This is a genomic window from Novosphingobium jiangmenense, assembly GCF_015694345.1.
GTDB lineage: Bacteria > Pseudomonadota > Alphaproteobacteria > Sphingomonadales > Sphingomonadaceae > Novosphingobium > Novosphingobium jiangmenense.
Genome location: NZ_JADQDC010000016.1, coordinates 56,047 through 75,185, shown reverse-complemented (window position 1 = coordinate 75,185; position 19,139 = coordinate 56,047). Strand labels below are relative to the sequence as shown.

Genomic DNA, 19,139 nt, shown 5'->3' with positions numbered 1-19,139 from the left:
CTGCGATCTCGTCAAACGGGTTCATGCTCATCTTCACGTTCGCAAGATCGACCCCCGAACCATCCGCCTTCACACGTGGCTTCACGTTGTAGTCAATCACCCGCTTCACGCAGACCAGGGCTTTCATGTGTCGTGCTCCTGCCAATGCCATGCCGTTGATGCCAAAAGGCACCGGCTCGATCCTCGCGATGGCGCGGATCGGGGGTGCTGTCCACGGTAAATTTGCAAAGGTGCAAAGCGAAACTTTGCAGTCTCTGGCCGGACGATGAGGAAGATCAGGATTTGGATCAGGCGCCGGAATGTCTTAAAAGAATCAAGATTCCAATAACGGAGAGCGGATGATGCTGAGATTGTCGCGCCAACTGGACTACGGAAAGCCTGCGCCGGATTTCCAATTGCCTGATGTTGAGGGGAAGCTGCGCAGCCTGAGCGACTTTGCCGGTAGTCAGGCGCTGCTGGTGGCGTTCATCTGCAATCACTGCCCCTTCGTGCTGCACGTGCTCGACGAGTTCATTGCCTTCGCGCGGGAGTATGAGGCGAAGGGGCTGCAGGTGGTGGCCATATCGTCCAACTGGCCGGATGATTTTCCCGAGGACGATTACCCGCACATGCAGAAGCTGGCGGCGGAGAAGGACTTTCCGTTCCCCTACCTCCACGACGAGACGCAGGACGTGGCCTTGGCCTACAACGCGATCTGCACGCCGGACTTCTTCCTCTACGACCGCGACCGGCTGCTCTATTACACCGGGCAGTTCGATGCGAGCCGCCCGAAGATCAACCGTCCGCCGGTGCCGGGCCTGCCGCCGCTGCGGACCGACCTGCCAGTGACGGGCGAGGACATGCGCCGCGCCGTGGATGCCGTTCTTGCGGGCGAACCTGCGCCGCAGCCGCAACAGCCGAGCGCCGGGTGCAGCATCAAGTGGCGGCCGGGCAAGGATCCCTCATGGGGCTGAACTTGCTGCGCTGAAGGCAACAAAAAAGGGGAGCGGCGAACCGCTCCCCTTTCTGCTTGACGATCCTGCGCCGACTTAGAAGTCGACCGCGAGGCGGACGCCGTAGGTGCGCGGCGTGCCGAACTGCCAGTTGAAGATGTCGTCCGGACCTGCGGAGACGAAGCTGCCGTAGGTGAGCGGGCGGGTGCCTTCGATGTTCTTCACGAATGCACTGATCGTGAACTTCTTGTCCTCAGGCTGGTACTCGAGGCTGGCATCGGTCTGGCTGAGCGCGCTCTGAGTGCCATCGCGATAGTTGTAGAAGTCGGTGAAGTACTTGCTCTTGAAGGTGGTGTTCACCCGTGCGGTCACGCCACCCATGTCACCCAACGGGAAGGTGTGGTCGAGACCAGCCGTGATGACCCATTCCGGCGAGAACGGCGGGCGGTTGCCAGCGAAGTTTGGCTGCTGGACGCCGGGGGTGACAGGATCCAAGTCGCCGATCCCGCCGCTGATCGCTCCAGTTGTGTCGAACACGTTGAACTGGGCGAGCAATTCCTTGTACTCGGCGTTCAGGTAGTTGACCGAGGCATGGAAGTTCGTGCGATCGTCCAGCGCGATGTCTGCCGAGGCTTCGAGGCCCCAGATCTTGGCCTTGCCGGCGTTGAAGATCTGGCCGCCGATGGCGGTATCGAGCAGGACCGAGACCTGCAGGTCCTTGTAGTCGTAGTAGAAGCCGCCGAGGTTGAACTGGTGCTGGCCATGATCGCCGAAGGTCTGCTTCCAGCCGCCTTCGAACGCGGTGTTCGTCTCGGGCTTGTAGGTGCCGACCGAGTCGAAACCGCCGCCCTTGAAGCCGGTCGAAGCCTTGACGAACAGCAGCGTGTCGCTGTTCGGCTTGTAGTTCAGGCCGGCAAGCCAGGTGACCTTGCTGTCGCTGCTGCCCAGCGGCACGAACGACGCGTTGATGCCGTTGATGTCCTTGCGGCTCGGGCCGGTGGCGAACAGGAACGGACGCGACGGACCGAACGGATTGGCGTTGACGTAAGTCGCATCGCGGCTGTTGTCGGTATAGCGCAGGCCTCCGACGGCGGTCAGCTGTTCGGTCAGCGGCACTTCGATCTGGCCGAACACCGACTTGCTGTCGCTTTCGACGTAGCGACCGAAGTAGCTGAGGAAGGTGCCAGGCGTCGGGCCGTTGGCACCGAAGGGCGGCGCACCGAAGATGAAGCTCGGCAGCATGAAGCCGCTTTCGCGTGCGATCTTCTCCTTGAAGTAGAATCCGCCGACCTGGTAGATCACCCCGCCGAGCGTACCATTGACGCGCAGTTCGTGGCTCTGGGTATCGGCTTCGTCCTGGAAGTTGTACGACTGGTAGATGGTCGGCAGGGTCAGGCGGCTCGGGTCGCCCGAGTACTTGCGGTAGCCGCCGATGTAGGTGACCGTTGCGGCATCGCTGATTTCATAGGCGATGCGACCGCGAGCAGCCCAGGTGTGATCGCTGACATGGCCGATGCCGAAGAGCGGCGCGGCGTAGTTGTGCCGGTCGACCTTCGAGAGCAGGTTGGTGTTGCTGGGAACGCACAGCACTTGCGGATAAGCCGGGGCAACACGGGTGAAGCCGTTGTTGCAGGCGCCGCCGGTCGGGCCGTTGCCGGCAGCGTTCAGGTCACCCGCGGCGAAGACGCCCGGAGTGAAGCTGCGGTGCGAGTATTCGGCGGCAAGGTTGATCGAGAGGCGATCGACCGGCTCGAGGCGCAGCGAGACGCGGCCGCCGTAGGAATGGTTGTCGTCCGAACGACCGGCAGCGTAGGCCGGGAAAACGAAGAAGCCGCCGCCAGCGGGGTGTTTGCTGTAGCCATCGCGGTCATCATAGAAGCCCGAGACGCGCAGGCCTGCAGTGTCGCCCAGTGGCAAGTCGACGCCGGCATCCGCGCGAATGGCATTGTAGTTGCCGTAGCTGATCGCGCCGTTGAAGCCGAAGTCCTTGCCCGGCTTGCGCGTGATGAAGTTGATCGCACCACCGGTCGAGTTGCGACCATAGAGCGTGCCCTGCGGGCCGCGCAGCACTTCGACGCGGTCGATGTCGAACAGGGCCATGCCCATGACGTTCGGACGGTTGATGTATTCGCCGTCGATGTTGACGACGACCGAGGTGTCCTGCGCTTCGTCGTTCGAGGTGGTGCCGACGCCGCGGACGGTGACCTTGACGGTGCCCTGGTCCTGGTTGAGCTGAACGACCGGTGCGATCTTGCCGACGTCATTCATGCTGCCGAAGCCGGCCTTCTGCAGCTCTTCGCCCGAGACCACGTCGATCTTGATCGGAACGTCGTTCAGGTTCTGCGCGCGGTTCTGCGCGGTGACGATGATGACGTTTGCATCGGAATCGTCAGCAGCGGTCGACTGGGCGCTGTCCTGCGCGTGGGCAGGCAAAGCGAATGCGATGGCGCAGGCCCCGGCAAGCAGGCTGCGATGGAAAGTGGTTTTGGACATGATGGTGGTTCCTCCCCATGTGGCGCCACATTTGGCGTACGGTGGCTTTAGCGAATTAGAATTCTAAAAACTAGAACCAAAATTCTATTGATGGCAATCTTTTGTCAGGAATGTCGCGCCTGTGGCGTGTCTGCAACATTTCGAAGTGCTTCTGCGTCAGGCGAGGCATCAAGTAAAATCATAACTCTTTGCCTTGCCATAGCTCTAGACTCTGGCTTGCCGTTCACATTCTGACACAGATCGCCGTCATAGATCGGCCAAGAAAATCCAGAAAGCAAATTGCCTTCATGGTTTTCAATTCACAGTGTGAATGATTGGGAGGCTGAAACGAAAAAGGCGTCAGGGGGCACTCCCCTGACGCCCGGTCTTCTGCGGTCGAACTGGCGTTGGTCAGCCGATACCCATGAGCCTGGCATTGAGGGCGCGGTCCGCGCCACCGGCGGCGAAATCGTCAAAGGCGTGTTCGGTGACCTTGATGATATGGCGGTCGATGAAGGGCGCGCCCTCTGCCGCGCCGACCTCGGGATGCTTCAATGCGCATTCCCATTCGAGCACGGCCCAGCCGTCAAAGTCGTTGGCGGCCATCTTGCTGAAGATTCCGGCGAAATCGACCTGACCGTCGCCAAGGCTGCGGAAGCGGCCGGGGCGGTCGACCCACGACTGGTAACCGCCGTAGACGCCGGAGCGGCCATTGGGGCGGAATTCCGCGTCCTTCACATGGAAGCACTTGATGCGCTCGTGGTAGATATCGATGAAGGCGAGGTAATCGAGCTGCTGCAGCACGAAGTGGCTGGGATCGTAGAGGATATTGGCGCGCGGGTGGTTGCCGACGCGTTCCAGGAACATCTCGAAGGTCACGCCGTCGTGAAGGTCCTCGCCGGGATGGATCTCGTAGGCGACATCGACGCCGTTCTCGTCGAACACGTCGAGAATCGGCTTCCAGCGGCGGGCTAGTTCGTCGAAGGCATCCTCGACCAGACCTGCCGGACGCGCAGGCCACGGGTAGAAGTAGGGCCAGGCAAAGGCGCCCGAGAACGAGGCATGAGCCTTGAGGCCGAGATTGGCGCTGGCCTTCGCAGCGTGCTTCAACTGCTGCACCGCCCATTCCTGTCGCGCGACCGGATTGCCGTGAACCGAGGCCGGGGCGAAGCCATCGAATTGTGCGTCGAAGGCGGGATGGACGGCGACGAGCTGGCCCTGGAGGTGGGTCGACAGCTCTGTGATCTCCAGCCCCTTGTCGGCAAGCAGGCCCTTGACCTCGTCGCAGTAGGTCTGGCTGGTCGCGGCCTTCTCGAGATCGAACAGGCGACCGTCCCAGCTGGGAATCTGGATGCCCTTGTAGCCGAGGCCGGCAACCCAGTCGGCAATGGTTTCAAGGCTGTTGAACGGAGCGGCATCGCCCGCGAATTGCGCGAGGAAGATGCCGGGGCCCTTGATGGTCTTCATGGCGGATTGGTCCTCAGAGCTTGACCCAGCCCGCGTTGGCGCGGCTGGCGGAAACGGCGGTGTCGATGAAGGTCATGCCGCGCACGCCTTCTGCGATGCCGGGCAGGAGCGGTGCGCTTTCGCCGCGCAACTGGGCGGCGAAATCACGGTAGAGGTTGGCGAAGGCTTCAAGGTAGCCCTCGGGATGGCCGCCCGGCGTGCGGGTGCGTGAAGCGGCATCGTTGCCGAGCACACCGGTTCCCGAGCGGACGAGGGTGCAAGTGCCGTCGAGCCGGTTGATGGTGAGCGTGTTGAGCTCCTCCTGCTTCCAGGTCACGCCGCCCTTGTCGCCATAGGCGCGGATGCGCAGGCCGTTGAGTTCGCCCACCTCGATCTGGCTGGCGAGGAGGACGCCGCGGGCTCCGTTGTCGAAGCGGAGCAGGATCGAGCAGTCGTCGTCGAGCAGGCGGCCCGGCACGACTGCGCCGAGATCGGCGAGCAGTTCGGTGACGCGCAGGCCGGTGACGAACTCGGCGAGCTGGAAGGCGTGGACGCCGATGTCGCCGATGCAGCCGCCCAGGCCCGCCTTGGCCGGATCGACGCGCCATTCCGCCTGCTTGCCGACCGCTTCGCCGGCGAGCCAGCCTTGCGGATACTCGACCACGACCTTGCGGATGGTGCCGATCTCGCCGCCAGCGATTCGCGCCCGGGCTTCGCGCACCAGCGGGTAGCCGGAGTAGGTGTAGGTCACGCCGAAGGGCTTGGCCGCAGCTTCGACCAGCGCGGCCAGTTCATGGGCTTCGGCAAGGGTCGCGGTCAGCGGCTTGTCGGTGATGACCGGGTAGCCGGCGGCGAGGGCTGCGCGTGCCGAGGGCAGGTGATTGTGATTGGGCGTAACGATCGAGACGAAGTCGATGCCGTCATCCCGCGCCGACTCGGCTGCGAACATTGCATCGAGCGAGGGGTAGGCGCGGGCCGGATCGATGCGATAGGCTTCACCGGCGGCAGCACTGCGACCGGCATCGCTGGAAAACACGCCTGCGACCAGTTCGATCTCGCGATCGAGCTCTGCCGCAAAGCGATGCACGGGGCCGATGAATGCCCCCGGACCGCCGCCGATCATTCCCATCCTCAATCGTCGCATTCGCATTTCCTCACTTGCGGGAAGCCACTGATGTGACCGCTACCATTAGGTTTGAAAGCGCATTCTGTCATCCCCGGCGGAGCAGATACGGAGAATTTAGCCATCGCCATCGCGCCGGATTCATGCGAGGAAAGCCCGACATATTCTAGTATCAATATTTCAAGGACGAACGGCAGGCCATGGCGCGAGGCGGCGAAACGCAGGTGGAAGAACCGGAACTGGCGGTGGAGACCGTGAGCCGCAAGCCGCAGCAGGGCCGCAGCAAGGCCTCGCTTGAACGCATGCTGGTCGCCGCGCGCGAACTGATGCTGGAGCGCGGCAGCGAAGATTTCACGCTGCAGGACGTGAACCAGCGGGGCAACGTATCGATCGGGTCGATCTATCTGCGCTTCCAGAGCAAGGACAACCTCGTGCGCGCGGTGATTGCGCGCGCGCTGGAGGACCTGGCGCAGACTGAAGAGGCGATGGTGCAGGATGTCCTCTCGCAATCGCCCACGCTTGACGAATTCATGCCGCGCTATGTTGCGGGCTATGCCGAAGTGCTGCGCGTCAATGCGCCGCTGCTGCGCCTCGCGATGGAGCGCGCCGCGTTCGACCCGCTGGTTTCCAAGCCGGGCAAGGACCACGCGCTGCGCGCCACCGAACGCGGGATGCAGGCCATGCTGCGGTACCGCGCCGACTTCGGCGGAAACGACCACGAGACCAAGGCGAACTCGGCCTACAAGGTGGTCTTCGCGACAATGGCCCGACAGTTGAGCCTCGGCTCCTCAGGCGAGGCCGCGCACGACTACGACTGGGAAGTGCTGAAGCGCGAACTTGGCCGGATGTGCCTGGCCTACCTTCGCGCTCCCTGAGTCCCGGTTGTCATGCGCCTTCCGCCAGAAGGCGCGTCATGATGGCGCGGACCTCTTCGGCCATGTCGGGGCGTTCGAGCGCCAGAGAGAGAGTCGCCTCGACGAAGCCGGTCTTGCTGCCACAGTCGAAACGGCGACCATCGAACTTCACCGCGTGGAACGGCTGCTGGCCGATCATGCGCGCCATTGCATCGGTCAGCTGGATCTCGCCGCCTGCGCCCTTTTCCTGGCTTTCGAGCGTGCGCATCACCTCGGGCTGGAGAATGTAGCGGCCCGAGATGATCAGGTTGGACGGGGCATCTTCCCGCCTCGGCTTCTCGACCAGCCCGGTGACTTCGGTGAGGGCGTCGGAAACGCGCTGGCCGGGTGCGATCACGCCGTAGCTCGACACTTCCTCCTGCGGCACTTCGAGGACCGAGATGAGATTGCCGCCGACTTCGTTGTAGGCATCGACCATCTGCTTCATGCAGCCTGGCGAGCCCACCATCATCTCGTCTGGCAGGAAGATCGCGAACGGCTCGTTGCCGACGACCGCGCGGGCGCACCAGATGGCGTGGCCGAGGCCCATCGGCACCTGCTGGCGCACCGTCACGAGGTTGCCGGGCAGGAGGCGCGTCGCGTCGAGCACGTCGAGGTTCTTGCCCCGGTCGGCCATCGTCCGTTCGAGTTCGTAGGCGGTGTCGAAATGCTCGACGATGGCGGTCTTGCCGCGACCGGTCACGAAAATGAGCTGCTCGATCCCGGCTTCGCGCGCTTCGTCGACCGCGTACTGGATCAGCGGGCGATCGATGATCGGCAGCATTTCCTTGGGGATCGCCTTGGTGGCGGGGAGGAAGCGGGTGCCGAGACCTGCAACGGGAAAGACGGCCTTGCGGATCGGTTTGCGGGCCTCGTTCGAAGTCATTTCCAAAACATATCCGTCATTTGTTGCACCGACATGATGCACTGCACAATTACTTAGGATAAATGTCAAGCGCGTGGCAGGAAGTTAACGTATGCCCTGAGCTTGCACGCTCCCGCAAACAGGGTAAACGGCAGCGATGGACAAGATCATCATCCGCGGCGGCAAGCGCCTTTCGGGAACGGTGCCGGTCTCCGGTGCGAAGAATTCGGCTCTTACGCTGCTGCCCTGCGCGCTGCTGACCGATGAGCCGGTGACGCTGCGCAACCTGCCGCGCCTGGCGGACATCGACGGGTTCCAGCACCTGATGAACCAGTTCGGGGTTTCGACTTCGATCGCAGGCGCACGCCCTGAAGATTTCGGTCGCGTGATGACGCTGCAGGCCACGCGCCTGACCTCCTCGGTCGCGCCCTATGACCTCGTGCGCAAGATGCGCGCGTCGATCCTCGTACTGGGCCCGATGCTGGCGCGTGCCGGCGAGGCGACCGTCTCGCTGCCCGGTGGCTGCGCCATCGGCAACCGCCCGATCGACTTGCACCTCAAGGCGCTGGAAGCGCTGGGCGCACAGATCGAACTGGCCGCCGGCTACGTCCGCGCGATTGCGCCCGATGGCGGGCTCCCCGGCGGGCGCTATTCCTTCCCGGTCGTGTCCGTCGGCGCAACCGAGAACGCGCTGATGACGGCGGTGCTGTGCAAGGGCAAGTCGACCCTGCACAACGCCGCGCGCGAGCCCGAGATCGTCGACCTTTGCAACCTGCTCGTCGCAATGGGCGCGCAGATCGAGGGCATTGGCACGTCCGACCTGACGATCCACGGCGTCGACCGGCTCCATGGCGCGACCTACATGGTCATGCCGGATCGCATCGAGGCCGGCTCCTACGCCTGTGCCGCAGCAATCACCGGCGGCGATGTCATGCTGCAGGGCGCGCGGATCGAAGAGATGGAAGCGACCGTGCAGGCGCTGCGCGATGCCGGCGTCCACGTCGAACCGCGCAAGGGCGGCATTTACGTGGCGGCAGACGGGCCGTTGAAGCCGGTCACGCTCTCGACCGCGCCTTATCCCGGCTTCGCCACTGACATGCAGGCACAGCTGATGGCCATGCTGTGCCTCGCCAAGGGTTCCTCGGTGCTGACCGAGACGATCTTCGAGAACCGTTACATGCACGTGCCCGAACTGAACCGCATGGGCGCGCGGATCGAGACCAAGGGGCGCACGGCTGTTGTCCACGGCGTCGACAAGCTGACCGGTGCCGAAGTGATGGCGACCGACCTGCGCGCGTCGATGAGCCTCGTCATTGCGGGCCTTGCCGCCGAGGGCGAGACGCAGGTGCACCGCCTCTATCATCTCGATCGCGGGTACGAGCGGCTTGAGGAAAAGCTGTCGTTGCTCGGGGCCGAGATCGAGCGCGTCGGCGGGGATTGATTTTCAAGCTGTCGTCATTCCCGCGCAGGCGTGAATCTAGCGAGCTGAATCATCGACGCTGAGGCGACGGCCTTCCTGTCGCTGAATCCCCGCCTGCGCGGGGATGACGAACTACATTGAACTAATCCAGCCGCACCTTGCCTCGACCGGCTTTCACGTCGCTCCTGATCTTCTTGCCCGCCAGCCGCTCGGTCTTGCCGACGCGGTTGAGGCGGGACTTGGCGCGCTTGGTTGGCAAGTTGCAGGCTTCGCGCAGCATTTCGGCAAGGCGCTTCCTTGCGTCCTCACGGTTCTGCTCCTGCGTGCGATAGCTGCGCGCGGTCAGCACGATTTCGCCCTTGGCGGTCATCTTGCTGCCCGCCAAAGTCTTCAGACGGTGGAATATCTCGGGCGGCAGCCGCAGCATGAACACGTCAAGCCGCAATTGCACCGCCGTCGCCACCTTGTTGACGTTCTGCCCGCCCGGTCCGGCCGAGGCGATGAAGCTCTCCTCGACCAGCGTCAGCGCATGGGCGACGAGAGCGTCGGGCGACATCTCAGGCCTCGGTGTTAGGCAGATCGTCGCCGGGTTGTTCGGCGTCCGGAAGATCAAAACCGAAGGCCGCGAAGTCGAGCGGCATCGGCGAGTAGGCGTCGATCGGCGGCTTGCCTTCGCGTTTCACCACGAGTTCCGAGGCATGCAGCATCGTTCGCCAGGCGAGCTTGCCATCACCGTAGATCGGATCGCCGACGAGGGCGTGACCAAGGCCAGCCAGTGCATGAATCCGGATCTGGTGGGTGCGACCAGTCTCGGGGCGGAACTCCACCAGCGTCAAGCCGGGTTTGCGCGAAAGCACTTTCCAGTGCGTGACGGCAGGCTTGCCCTTCTTGGCCGGGATCATGCGCCAGCCCTTTTCGGCAGAGCTGATCTTGGACAGGGCGAGTTCGATGGTGCCGCTTTCGCCCTGCACTTCGCCCGCGACGATGCCGAGATAGACCTTCTCCACCTCGCGCGCCTCGAACGCGGCGGAAAAGCGCTTCAACGCCTTGGGATTGCGCGCTAGCAGCAGGCAGCCGGACGTGTCCTGATCGAGCCGGTGGACGGGGTGCGGTTCGCGCTGGAAGCCGAAGCGCAAGGCGTCGAGATGGTTCTCGAGACTGTCGCCACCGGCGCGGGGCGGGTCGAGCGGCAGGCCGGCAGGCTTGTCGATCACCAGCGCTTCGCCGTCTTCGAACAGGATGGAAAAGTCGATCACGCTACCGCCTTTGCAATACGCCGGAGCGCTTCTTCGAGTTTGGATTCATCGGCCGCGAAGCTGATGCGGAAACCGTCGCGTCCGCCGAAAGCAGAGGCGGGGACGACTGCGACGCCGCTTTCGAGCAGGTGGAGGCAGAGCGCCTCGTCATCCCCGAAGCGCGCCATCAGCGGCGTGGCATCGACCATGCAATAGAACGCACCGTCGGGGATCGGGGTCGAGAGGCCGGGGATGGCGTTGATTGCGCCGCAGACCATGTCGCGCCGAGCCCGGAAACGTTCGCGCCAGTCAGCCAAGAACTCCTGCGGGCCTTCGAACGCGGCGACAGCGGCGGCCTGCGAAATCGACGCGGGATTGCCGGAGGAGTGCGACTGCAGTCGGCCCATCGCGCCGATCAGCCATGTCGGGCCTGCCGAGACGCCGATGCGGAAGCCGGTCATGGCATGGCTCTTGGACACGCCCGAGACGGTGAGGATGCGGTCGGCAAGGTCCGGGCATTCCACCGCGAGCGTGGCGTGGAGCCCTTCGCCATAGCGCAGCGGCGCGTAGATATCGTCGCTCATCACCAGCACGCGCGGATGGCGGCGCAGCACTTCGCCGAGCGCGCGCAGTTCTTCCGCTGGATAAGTCGCGCCCGTCGGGTTGCCGGGGCTGTTGAGCAGGAGCCAGCGGGTGGCAGGCGTGATTGCTGCTGCCAACTGGGCAGCGGTGATGCGGAAACCGCCTGCGGCATTGGTCGGCAGATCGACCACCTCTGCCCCGGCGAAGCGCACGATCTCGGGATAGCTCACCCACCATGGTGACGGGATCAGCACTTCGTCGCCCGGATCGAGCGTGGCGAGCAGGGCGTGGAAGATCGCCTGCTTGCCGCCCGCGCTGACGATCACCTGCGAAGGCGGCACGTCGATGCCGAGATCGCGCCTGAAGTGCAGCGCTGCCGCTTCCCGCAACCGCTGCGTGCCGACGACGGCGGTGTACTTGGTATCGCCTGCGTCGAGCGCGTCCTTCGCGGCCTGCACCACGTGCGCCGGGGTGGCGAAGTCGGGTTCGCCCACCGACAGCGAGATCACGTCGCGGCCTTCGGCACGCAGCTGGATGGCGCGGTCGGTGATCGCGGTGGTCTGCGATGGCGCGATCCGCGCGAGGGCTTTTGATAACTGCGTCATGGGTTTCAGGAGCCGAGCAGGCGCGCCGGGATCAGCCCGCGCAGGGCGTTGCCGACAAGGAAGCCGCCCGCGAGGTCGTCGAGCGTCAGGTCTGCCTCTTCAGCCCGTCCGGCCTCGATCAGCGAACGGCGCAGCACGCCCGGCAGCAGGCCGAGGTCGGCGCGGGGGGTGAGGAGCTTGCCGTCGCGCTCGACGAAGAGGTTGGTGAAAGTGCCTTCGGTGATCAGGCCATCGTCGCGCAGGAACAGCGCTTCGCCCGCGCCTGCCTTCTTCGCGGCGGCAAGGCCGGCTTCGTAGAAGCCGCGGTCGGTGGTCTTGTGGCGCAGGCGCCAGTCGCCGTCGGAAACGGGCAGCGGCAGCACTGCGCAGGTCAGGCTGTCCAGCGGCGCGGGCATGGACGAAGCGTCAAGCGCGTGGGCGCCGCCCTTCGAGACGACGAGGCGCACTTTCGAGGGCGCATCGAGATCGAAGCACAGCGCGTGAATGGCATTGCGCACGGCGTGGCGATCGAAGCTGAAGCCCAGCGCCAGCGCGCTCGCCTTCATGCGTTCGAGGTGCAGTTCAAGCAGTTCGATGCCCTTGGCGGGATCGAAGGCCATCGTTTCGATCAGGTCGGCATGGCCGGCAGACAAGCGCAAGAAATTCCCCTTCACCACGCATTCGCGCCATTCGCCGATCATCGCGGAATCGGCAACCACGGCCGAGCCCACGCCCATCACGGCGCGACCATCCGGCGACAGGCGCACCGTGCGGATTGCCACATTGAACGCGGCATCGCCAGAGGGGTCTATGCGTCCGATCGAGCCGCAATAGAGCCCGCGCGCGTCGCGCTCTGCCTCATGGATGATCTCCATCGCGCGGATCTTGGGCGCGCCGGTGATCGAGCCGCAGGGGAAGATCGCGCGGAGCAGGCTGCGGACGTCCTGTCCGGAATCCAACTCTGCCCGAACTGTCGTGACCATCTGGTGAACTGTCGGGTAACTCTCGATGGCAAACGGAGCTTCGACGCGCACCGAACCGGGGCGCGAAACGCGCGACAGGTCGTTGCGCATCAGGTCGACGATCATCAGATTTTCGGCGCGGTCCTTTACGCTGGCGGAAAGGTCCGCCTTGAACCGCGCGTCCTCTTCCGGCGTAGCTCCGCGTGGAGCCGTGCCCTTCATCGGGCGGACGCGGGCTTCGCCGTTCGCGAGCTTGAAGAAGAGTTCGGGCGAGAACGAGAGGTGCCAGTGCGCGCCATCCCAGATCACGCCGCCATACCCTGCGCGGGCGTCGCGGCGGACGTCGGCGTATATTGCGAGGGGATCGCCGTCCCAGGTGCCGGCAAGGGGGAAGGTGAGGTTGGCCTGATAGATGTCGCCCGCGCGGATGGCTTCCTGAACGAGATCGAAGGCCTTGGCGTAGCCGCCCGAGGATATCGCCGCGCCCATCGGGCCGAGCCTGCCCGTCCCCTCGGCACTTGCGGCGAGCCAGCGTTCGACTTCGGCGCTGGCCATGCGGGTGACCTTGCCGAAGCGGGCGAACCACACCAGCGGGCCTGCCGCGCCGGTGCGCTCTGCGGCCAGCGGGGCGAGGCGCGGTTCGAGGGCGAGGCCTGCCTCATAAGCGAGGTAGCCCGCCCAGTTGCCCGGTGTGGCGGCGATCTGCGCCAGCGCCGCTTCCACCTCATCCGCCCGGCGCGCGACGACGAGCTCAAGCACGTCCTCATAGAGGCGTGCGTCGCTGGCGCCTTCGGTGCGGGCGTCGTCGAGCAGGATGAACGGGGCGCGGGTCATTGGTTGGGGCGCTCTAGCCGTTCACCGCTCCGGATGCAAAAACCCCTCGCAAGGCGCGCGGTCGCGGCATAGTCTCCGGCCAAATCGAAGAGGTGCTGTGCATGGACGATATCTACCTCGGCCTTGGCTCCAACGGCGAACGGCAGGTGCTGCGCCTTGGCCGCGCCAACCGTCACGGCCTGATCGCGGGCGCGACCGGGACCGGCAAGACGGTGACGCTGCAGGGCATCGCCGAACAGTTCTCGATGCGCGGCGTACCCGTGTTCATGGCCGACGTGAAAGGCGACCTTGCGGGCATCGCCATGCCCGGCAGCCCGACCTTCAAGCACGCCGCCAGCCTCGAATCGCGCGCCAAGGAATTGGGCATCGAGGACTACGCCTATTCCGACAATCCTGCGGTGTTCTGGGACCTTTATGGCGAGAGTGGGCACCCGATCCGCACGACGATTTCCGAGATGGGGCCGCTGCTGCTCTCGCGCCTGATGGGGCTGAACGAGACGCAGGAAGGCGTGCTCAACATCGCGTTCCGCTATGCCGATGACAACGGACTGCTGCTGATCGACCTGCCCGATCTGCAATCGGTGTTGGTCGCCTGCGCGGAAAACGCCAGCGCGCTCGCCACGCGCTATGGCAATGTTTCCAAGGCCAGCGTCGGCACGATCCAGCGGCAGTTGCTCGCCTTCGAAAGCCAGGGCGCGGACCGCTTCTTCGGCGAACCGGCGTTCGAGGTGAACGATTTCCTGAAAGTGGACGAGCAGGGCCGGGGCATGGTCAACGTGCTCGCCGCCGACAAGCTGATGCAGAGCCCCAAGCTCTACGCCACGTTCCTGCTGTGGCTGCTGTCCGAACTGTTCGAGGCGCTGCCCGAAGTGGGCGATCCGGAAAAGCCGTGCCTGGTGTTCTTCTTCGACGAGGCGCACCTCCTGTTCGACGATGCCCCGCAGGCGCTGATGGAGAAGGTGGAGCAGGTGGTGCGCCTGATCCGCTCGAAGGGCGTCGGCGTCTTTTTCGTCACGCAGAACCCGATCGACATTCCGGAGAAGATCGCGGGCCAGCTTGGCAACCGCGTGCAGCACGCGCTGCGGGCGTTCACCCCGCGAGACCAGAAGGCGATCCGCGCCGCCGCCGAGACCTTCCGCATCAACAAGGACCTCGATGTCGAAACGGTCATCACCGAACTGAAGGTGGGCGAGGCGCTGGTCTCGACGCTGGACGACGACGGCGCGCCTTCGGTCGTCCAGCGCACGCTGATCGCCCCGCCGCGCTCACGCCTCGGGCCACTGACCCCGAAGGAGCGCGCGGTGATCCAGTCGGTCAGCCCCTTCGATGGCAAGTACGATACGGCGGTAAACCGCGAATCCGCCGCCGAAGTCCTGGCGCAGAAGGCCGCCGATGCAGCTGCAGCGGCGCAGCAGGTGGAGGAACAGGGCGAGGCAGCCCAACGCGCCGCCCCGCGCCGGACGACGTCGATGTGGGAGAAGGCCGGCAAGGCGGCGGCTGGCGCGGTGGCCTCGTCCGCAGGCGCAGTGATCGCCGCCAGCATCACCGGCAAGAAATCCCGCGCGGCGCCGGTGGCTTCGGGCGTGACGGCAGTGGTCGGTTCGATCGCGACGTCTATCGGCGGGGAGGCACTTGGCCGCTTTGCGCGGGGGATTTTGGGTGGGTTGTTGCGGTAGGGCTTGGGCTGCCGCTAGGCTCCAAAGCTGAACTGCGTGGATATCTCAGCCTTGGCATGGGTCGTAAGCTATCCGCCAACTTGTGCTGAAAGTGGACTTTCCGGATACGACGCCATTTCGGATGTCAGCTTGGCTTGCGAATATGTAATCGAAAGGTTGGGCTATGACAGCATACATCTCCAAGATGCCTTCACCGTCCGCAGAAACCATCAGCGAGTTAGAAAGCTGGTTGGGCCAAAAGTTGCCTGCGGCATATATTGATTTTGTTCGAGATCATGATGGCGCAGAACCACAAGAGAATGTGCTTGTTACGAGTTACAATGAAGTAGCGGTCTCCCGTTTTATCCCGGTGAAGGAAGCGCCGGAGCTGGGCGAGCAGATCGATGGCTTTCCGTCTGGCGTCATTCCTTTCGCTGAGGATAATTGCGGAAACTACTTTTATGTGGAGCCACGATCCGGATCGGTTTGCTTCTGGGATCACGAAATCGAGGGTCAGGACGAGGTAGTGGCCAGCGATGTACCCGGCTTTGTCGCCAAGTTAACGCCTTGCGATATGACAAAGGTTAAGCTCGCGCCGAGTCAGGTAAAGCGAGTGTGGGTCAATCCTTCGTTCAAGCCCGAATTCTAACAGCTCCTTCCCGCCAAAACTCGTCATCTAAGCGGTTTTAACCCAATCCAAAAACCCGCCGTCACCCCGGGCTTGACCCGGGGTCCCGCTATTGGGTCGCACTCACCCCAATGATCACATCGTAGAGGTCGAGCCAGTCAGGATTGCCCCGTTCGATCAGGTCGAACTTGAACGCCCTGCGCCAGCGCTTCAGGCGCTTTTCATGTGCAATGCAGTCCTCGATGCGGTCGCCTCGCTCGGCCCAGACGAGTCGTTTCAGACCATAGCGGGCGCAGAAGTCAGAACCCCTGTCGTTGCGGTGCTGGTGGATGCGGGCGGCAAGGTGCGAGGTCACGCCGACATACATCGCGCCTCGGTAGCGGTCGGCCATGATGTAGACCCAGCCGCCGAGCCTTTCCTTGTCCATGGCGTGAGGAGGGGGGAAGCGGGACCCCGGGTCAAGCCCGGGGTGACGGGAATGGTGCGGTTATGGAGGCGGTTGTCATGGCCAACCACAGGCGGAGAAGCAATCCGGGGCGGTTTGTACCTAGCCGCCATGATTGCGACTCATAACGCCCCTCCCCCTTGAGGGGGAGGTCGGGTGGGGGTGTGCCACGGCGAATGTGGACGCTCGGCTTTGCCTCGCTCGCCCACCCCCAACCCCTCCCCGCCGGGGAGGGGAGTAGACGAGGGCGCCCCTCCCCGCCGGGGAGGGGGAGATGAGTTGGCGTTGGGCCTTACTTCCCCTTCGCGTTCTGCCAGTCGGTCAGGCCCTTGACGAACAGTGGGCGGGTGCGGGCCTTTTCGGTCAGGACGCCGATCACGCGGTCAACCGGGCGCGAGGCTTCGGCGGGAACGGTGGCCTTGAACGCCTTGAGCTTCTCGATCATCGCCGGATCGTTCGACTGCGAGCCGAGGCCTGCGATGAAGGTCACGCGGCTCTGGGCATCGACCAGCGATTCGATCCGCGCGCGGTTGGCGAGGGCGAAGTCGTAAGTCTCGTCCGGGTGAAGGCCAGCCGAGGCGACGATCATCGCCGCGCTGGTGGTCTTGCCCGGAGCGTCCGTCAGCGCAAGGTCACGCGCTGCCTTGGCCAGCGAGGCGTCGGCGGGGCGACCCAGCAAGGTGTAGAGGAACTGGCGTTCCACCGCGCTGTTGCTGGCGGCGGCCAGGCCCTTGATCGCGTCCCAATCGGCCTTGGTGGCGTTGCGGGCGACGATGTTCAGCCAGGTCGTCTTGAGCGGACCGTCGAGCGCCTTGGGATTGCTGGCGAGCATGGCGAAGCGGCGGCGCGCTTCAGCCACGACGTCGGCATCGCCCATCGTGCCGAAACCGGCGATCAGCGTCGAGCGCAAGTCGGCATCGCGCAGCGGCTCGCCCGCCTTGGGCTCGAAGCCCAGCGCCATCAGGCGCGGCTTGTAGGTGCTGGCGACCTTGCCATAGAGCTTCTTCTGCGCCGCCGGGTCCTTGTCGAGCACGCGCCACGCGCCGACGAAATCATTGAACGCGTTGGACAGCACGACCGGGTTGGCATTGCCGGGGATCGCGGCGAGCAGGTCGAACGAAGGACCGTAGGGCTGGTAGCCGCTGGCCGAGAGTGCGAGGTTGTCGGCAATCAGGCCCATCTGGTCGACCGGCTGCAGCGTCGGCATCGCCTTCTTGAGCGAGGTGAGCATCTGCGGCGTGTAGAGCGAGCGGTAGTAGCCAAGCTGCCCCGCATTGATCACGATCGGGCCGCAGCCGTTGACGGTCACCGTTGCCTTGCCGCCATCGAGGATGGTGCGGACCGGTTCGCCCGAGCCTGCCGAGACGATCAGCGGCACCCTCCACTGCTGCGGCTTGGCGGCGACTTCGTCCTTGCGGTCAACGCTGAATTCGCTCTGCTCGAGGTTCAGCGTGGCGATGCCCTTCTTGCAGGTCATGCCGGTCACCTTGACCAGCGGGATGCCGGGCTTCGTGGTGAAATCGGTGGCGATGGCGGTGAGGCCGGGGGCGCCCGCCTTCTCGATGGCCTGCCACAGGTCCTTCGAGCGGGTGTTGCCGAACTTGTGATCGCGCATGTAGGCGCGCAACCCGTCGCGCCAGACGTTCTCGCCCGCGAACGCCTCGAGCATCGAGATGACCGCCTCGCCCTTCTGGTAGGTGATCGCATCGAAGGCCTGGTTGGTCTCGTCGACCGTCTTGATCTCCTGCACGATCGGGTGCGTGGTCTTGAAGCCATCGAGGCCCATCGCCGCATCGCGCCCGTTGACGCGCTCGAGCAGCGGGAACCAGTCGGGGTGGAAGTGGGCGGTTGCCTTGGTTTCCATCCAGCTGGCAAAGCCCTCGTTCAGCCAGAGGTCTTCCCACCAGGCCATCGTCACGAGGTTGCCGAACCACTGGTGCGCCACTTCGTGCGCCTGCGTGGTGACGATGTTCTGGCGGGCAGCAGCGCTGGTGATCGCCGGATCGTTGAGCAGGATGCGCTCGAACGTGAGGATCGCGCCCCAGTTTTCCATGGCCGAGAAGAACTGCGACTGGCCGGGGGCGGCGACGTTGTCGATCTTGGGCAGCGGGTAGGGCTGGCCGAAGTATTCCGAATAGTACGGGATCAGCGGTGCAAGCTCGTCAAGCGCGAAGCGGGCCTGTTCGCCGCTGCCCTTGGGAGCGACGATGCCGGCCTGGACGCCGGGCATGGCTTCCTTGGTCAGGCGCTCCCAGTCCCCTAGGCCGAAGAACAGGAGGTAGGACGACATCTTCGGGCTGGTGCCGAAAGTGACGCGCTTCATGCCGCCCGCGAGCGGCTCTTCCTTGGCGATCGGCATGTTGCTGACGGCCATCTGCGTGGCGGGGACGACTGCGGAAAGATCGAACGTGGCCTTGTAGATCGGCTCGTCGAACATCGGGGCAAAGCGGCGGGCGTCGGGCGCTTCGAACTGGGTGAACAGGCCGCGCACGTCCTTGCCGGTGACCTTGTCCGGGTAATCGAGCGCGAAGAGGCCGTTGGCCTGGGTGTTGATGATCCCCGAATAGCTGGTGTCGAGGCGGTACTTGCCGGGCTTGAGCGGTGCGGCGGCGGTGAAGGTCGCGGTCTGGCTCTTCTCGTCCATCGTCACGGTGACGGGCATGGTGGCGCCGCCCTCCGGCGTGAGCGTGGCGTTGGCGATCTTGAGGTCGAGCGCGTGGAGCGTCAGCGCGGGCGTGGCTTCGGTGACTTCGAGATCGACCGAGGAGGTACCGGTGAAGGTCAGCGCCTTGGCATCAGGGGTGATCGCAATGGTGTAGTGCGAGGGGTGCGCGACGCGGGGCAGGTCGGTGTGGACGCCTGCTGCGGCCGAGGGATTGAGCTGCGCCTGCGCCGTGGCGGGCGCGGCAACCGTCGCAACGGACAGGGCAAGAGCGGAAACAAGTGAAATGGTACGCATGCCGAACATGACTCCCCGGCGCAATGAAGATTGGTTGCACTAGCAACCGGTCGACGGACAAGCGACTCCTTTCGACGAACGACAGGCGCGCTCCGACGAGTGTC

General features: G+C 64.5%; 15 protein-coding genes and 1 pseudogene. 5 read left to right on the top strand and 11 right to left on the bottom strand.

The window, feature by feature from the left end; translation table 11 throughout:
* A pseudogene (locus tag I2488_RS17805) lies at positions 1-127 on the bottom strand (electron transfer flavoprotein subunit beta/FixA family protein); the annotation flags it as partial.
* A 214-nt stretch (positions 128-341) separates the two neighbouring features.
* Here I2488_RS17805 and I2488_RS17800 point away from each other — a divergent pair.
* A complete protein-coding gene (locus tag I2488_RS17800) occupies positions 342-953 on the top strand; it encodes a thioredoxin family protein (protein ID WP_196277127.1) in 612 nt (203 codons plus the stop codon).
* A gap of 75 nt (positions 954-1,028) precedes the next feature.
* On the opposite strand, the gene I2488_RS17795 is transcribed toward I2488_RS17800, so the two are convergent.
* From I2488_RS17795 to I2488_RS17785, 3 genes are all read right to left on the bottom strand, one after another.
* Entirely contained in the window at positions 1,029-3,425 is a 2,397-nt protein-coding gene (locus tag I2488_RS17795; RefSeq protein ID WP_196277126.1) for a TonB-dependent receptor, read from the bottom strand.
* A gap of 390 nt (positions 3,426-3,815) precedes the next feature.
* Positions 3,816-4,871 (bottom strand): sugar phosphate isomerase/epimerase family protein, encoded by a 1,056-nt coding sequence (locus I2488_RS17790; RefSeq protein WP_196277125.1) that lies wholly within the window; start codon positions 4,869-4,871, stop codon positions 3,816-3,818.
* 13 nt (positions 4,872-4,884) lie between these two features.
* A complete protein-coding gene (locus tag I2488_RS17785) occupies positions 4,885-5,979 on the bottom strand; it encodes a Gfo/Idh/MocA family protein (protein ID WP_246465750.1) in 1,095 nt (364 codons plus the stop codon).
* A gap of 194 nt (positions 5,980-6,173) precedes the next feature.
* On the opposite strand from I2488_RS17785, the gene I2488_RS17780 reads away from it, so the two are divergent.
* Positions 6,174-6,848: a TetR/AcrR family transcriptional regulator gene (locus I2488_RS17780; protein WP_196277123.1), complete on the top strand. Its 675-nt coding sequence runs from the start codon at positions 6,174-6,176 to the stop codon at positions 6,846-6,848.
* A 10-nt stretch (positions 6,849-6,858) separates the two neighbouring features.
* Here the strand turns inward: I2488_RS17780 and galU are convergent, their stop codons facing one another.
* Positions 6,859-7,752, bottom strand: a complete 894-nt coding sequence (galU, locus tag I2488_RS17775; RefSeq protein WP_196277122.1) for a UTP--glucose-1-phosphate uridylyltransferase GalU — start codon at positions 7,750-7,752, stop codon at positions 6,859-6,861.
* 136 nt (positions 7,753-7,888) lie between these two features.
* Here galU and murA point away from each other — a divergent pair, with 136 nt between their 5' ends.
* Complete coding sequence (gene murA / locus I2488_RS17770) at positions 7,889-9,172, top strand: UDP-N-acetylglucosamine 1-carboxyvinyltransferase (protein ID WP_196277121.1); 1,284 nt, start codon at positions 7,889-7,891, stop codon at positions 9,170-9,172.
* Positions 9,173-9,293: 121 nt separating this feature from the next.
* Here the strand turns inward: murA and arfB are convergent, their stop codons facing one another.
* From arfB to pabB, 4 genes are read right to left on the bottom strand one after another with little or no spacing between them, the layout of a single operon-like run.
* Positions 9,294-9,707, bottom strand: a complete 414-nt coding sequence (gene arfB / locus I2488_RS17765) for an alternative ribosome rescue aminoacyl-tRNA hydrolase ArfB (RefSeq protein ID WP_196277120.1) — start codon at positions 9,705-9,707, stop codon at positions 9,294-9,296.
* Position 9,708: 1 nt separating this feature from the next.
* Positions 9,709-10,404: an RluA family pseudouridine synthase gene (locus I2488_RS17760; protein ID WP_425492418.1), complete on the bottom strand. Its 696-nt coding sequence runs from the start codon at positions 10,402-10,404 to the stop codon at positions 9,709-9,711.
* A complete protein-coding gene (locus tag I2488_RS17755) occupies positions 10,404-11,573 on the bottom strand; it encodes a pyridoxal phosphate-dependent aminotransferase (RefSeq protein ID WP_196277118.1) in 1,170 nt (389 codons plus the stop codon). Before I2488_RS17755 ends, I2488_RS17760 begins: the two co-directional genes overlap by 1 nt.
* A gap of 5 nt (positions 11,574-11,578) precedes the next feature.
* Positions 11,579-13,348 (bottom strand): aminodeoxychorismate synthase component I, encoded by a 1,770-nt coding sequence (gene pabB, locus I2488_RS17750; RefSeq protein ID WP_196277117.1) that lies wholly within the window; start codon positions 13,346-13,348, stop codon positions 11,579-11,581.
* 101 nt (positions 13,349-13,449) lie between these two features.
* Between pabB and I2488_RS17745 the strand changes: the two genes are divergently transcribed.
* Complete coding sequence (locus I2488_RS17745; protein WP_196277116.1) at positions 13,450-15,024, top strand: helicase HerA-like domain-containing protein; 1,575 nt, start codon at positions 13,450-13,452, stop codon at positions 15,022-15,024.
* Positions 15,025-15,187: 163 nt separating this feature from the next.
* Positions 15,188-15,652, top strand: a complete 465-nt coding sequence (locus tag I2488_RS17740) for an SMI1/KNR4 family protein (protein WP_196277115.1) — start codon at positions 15,188-15,190, stop codon at positions 15,650-15,652.
* A gap of 88 nt (positions 15,653-15,740) precedes the next feature.
* Here the strand turns inward: I2488_RS17740 and I2488_RS17735 are convergent, their stop codons facing one another.
* Together I2488_RS17735 and I2488_RS17730 are read right to left on the bottom strand one after the other, a co-directional pair.
* On the bottom strand, positions 15,741-16,058 hold the full coding sequence (locus I2488_RS17735) for a GIY-YIG nuclease family protein (protein ID WP_196277114.1): 318 nt from the start codon (positions 16,056-16,058) through the stop codon (positions 15,741-15,743).
* 310 nt (positions 16,059-16,368) lie between these two features.
* Complete coding sequence (locus tag I2488_RS17730; protein ID WP_196277113.1) at positions 16,369-19,035, bottom strand: M1 family metallopeptidase; 2,667 nt, start codon at positions 19,033-19,035, stop codon at positions 16,369-16,371.
* Between the last annotated feature and the right edge of the window lie 104 nt (positions 19,036-19,139).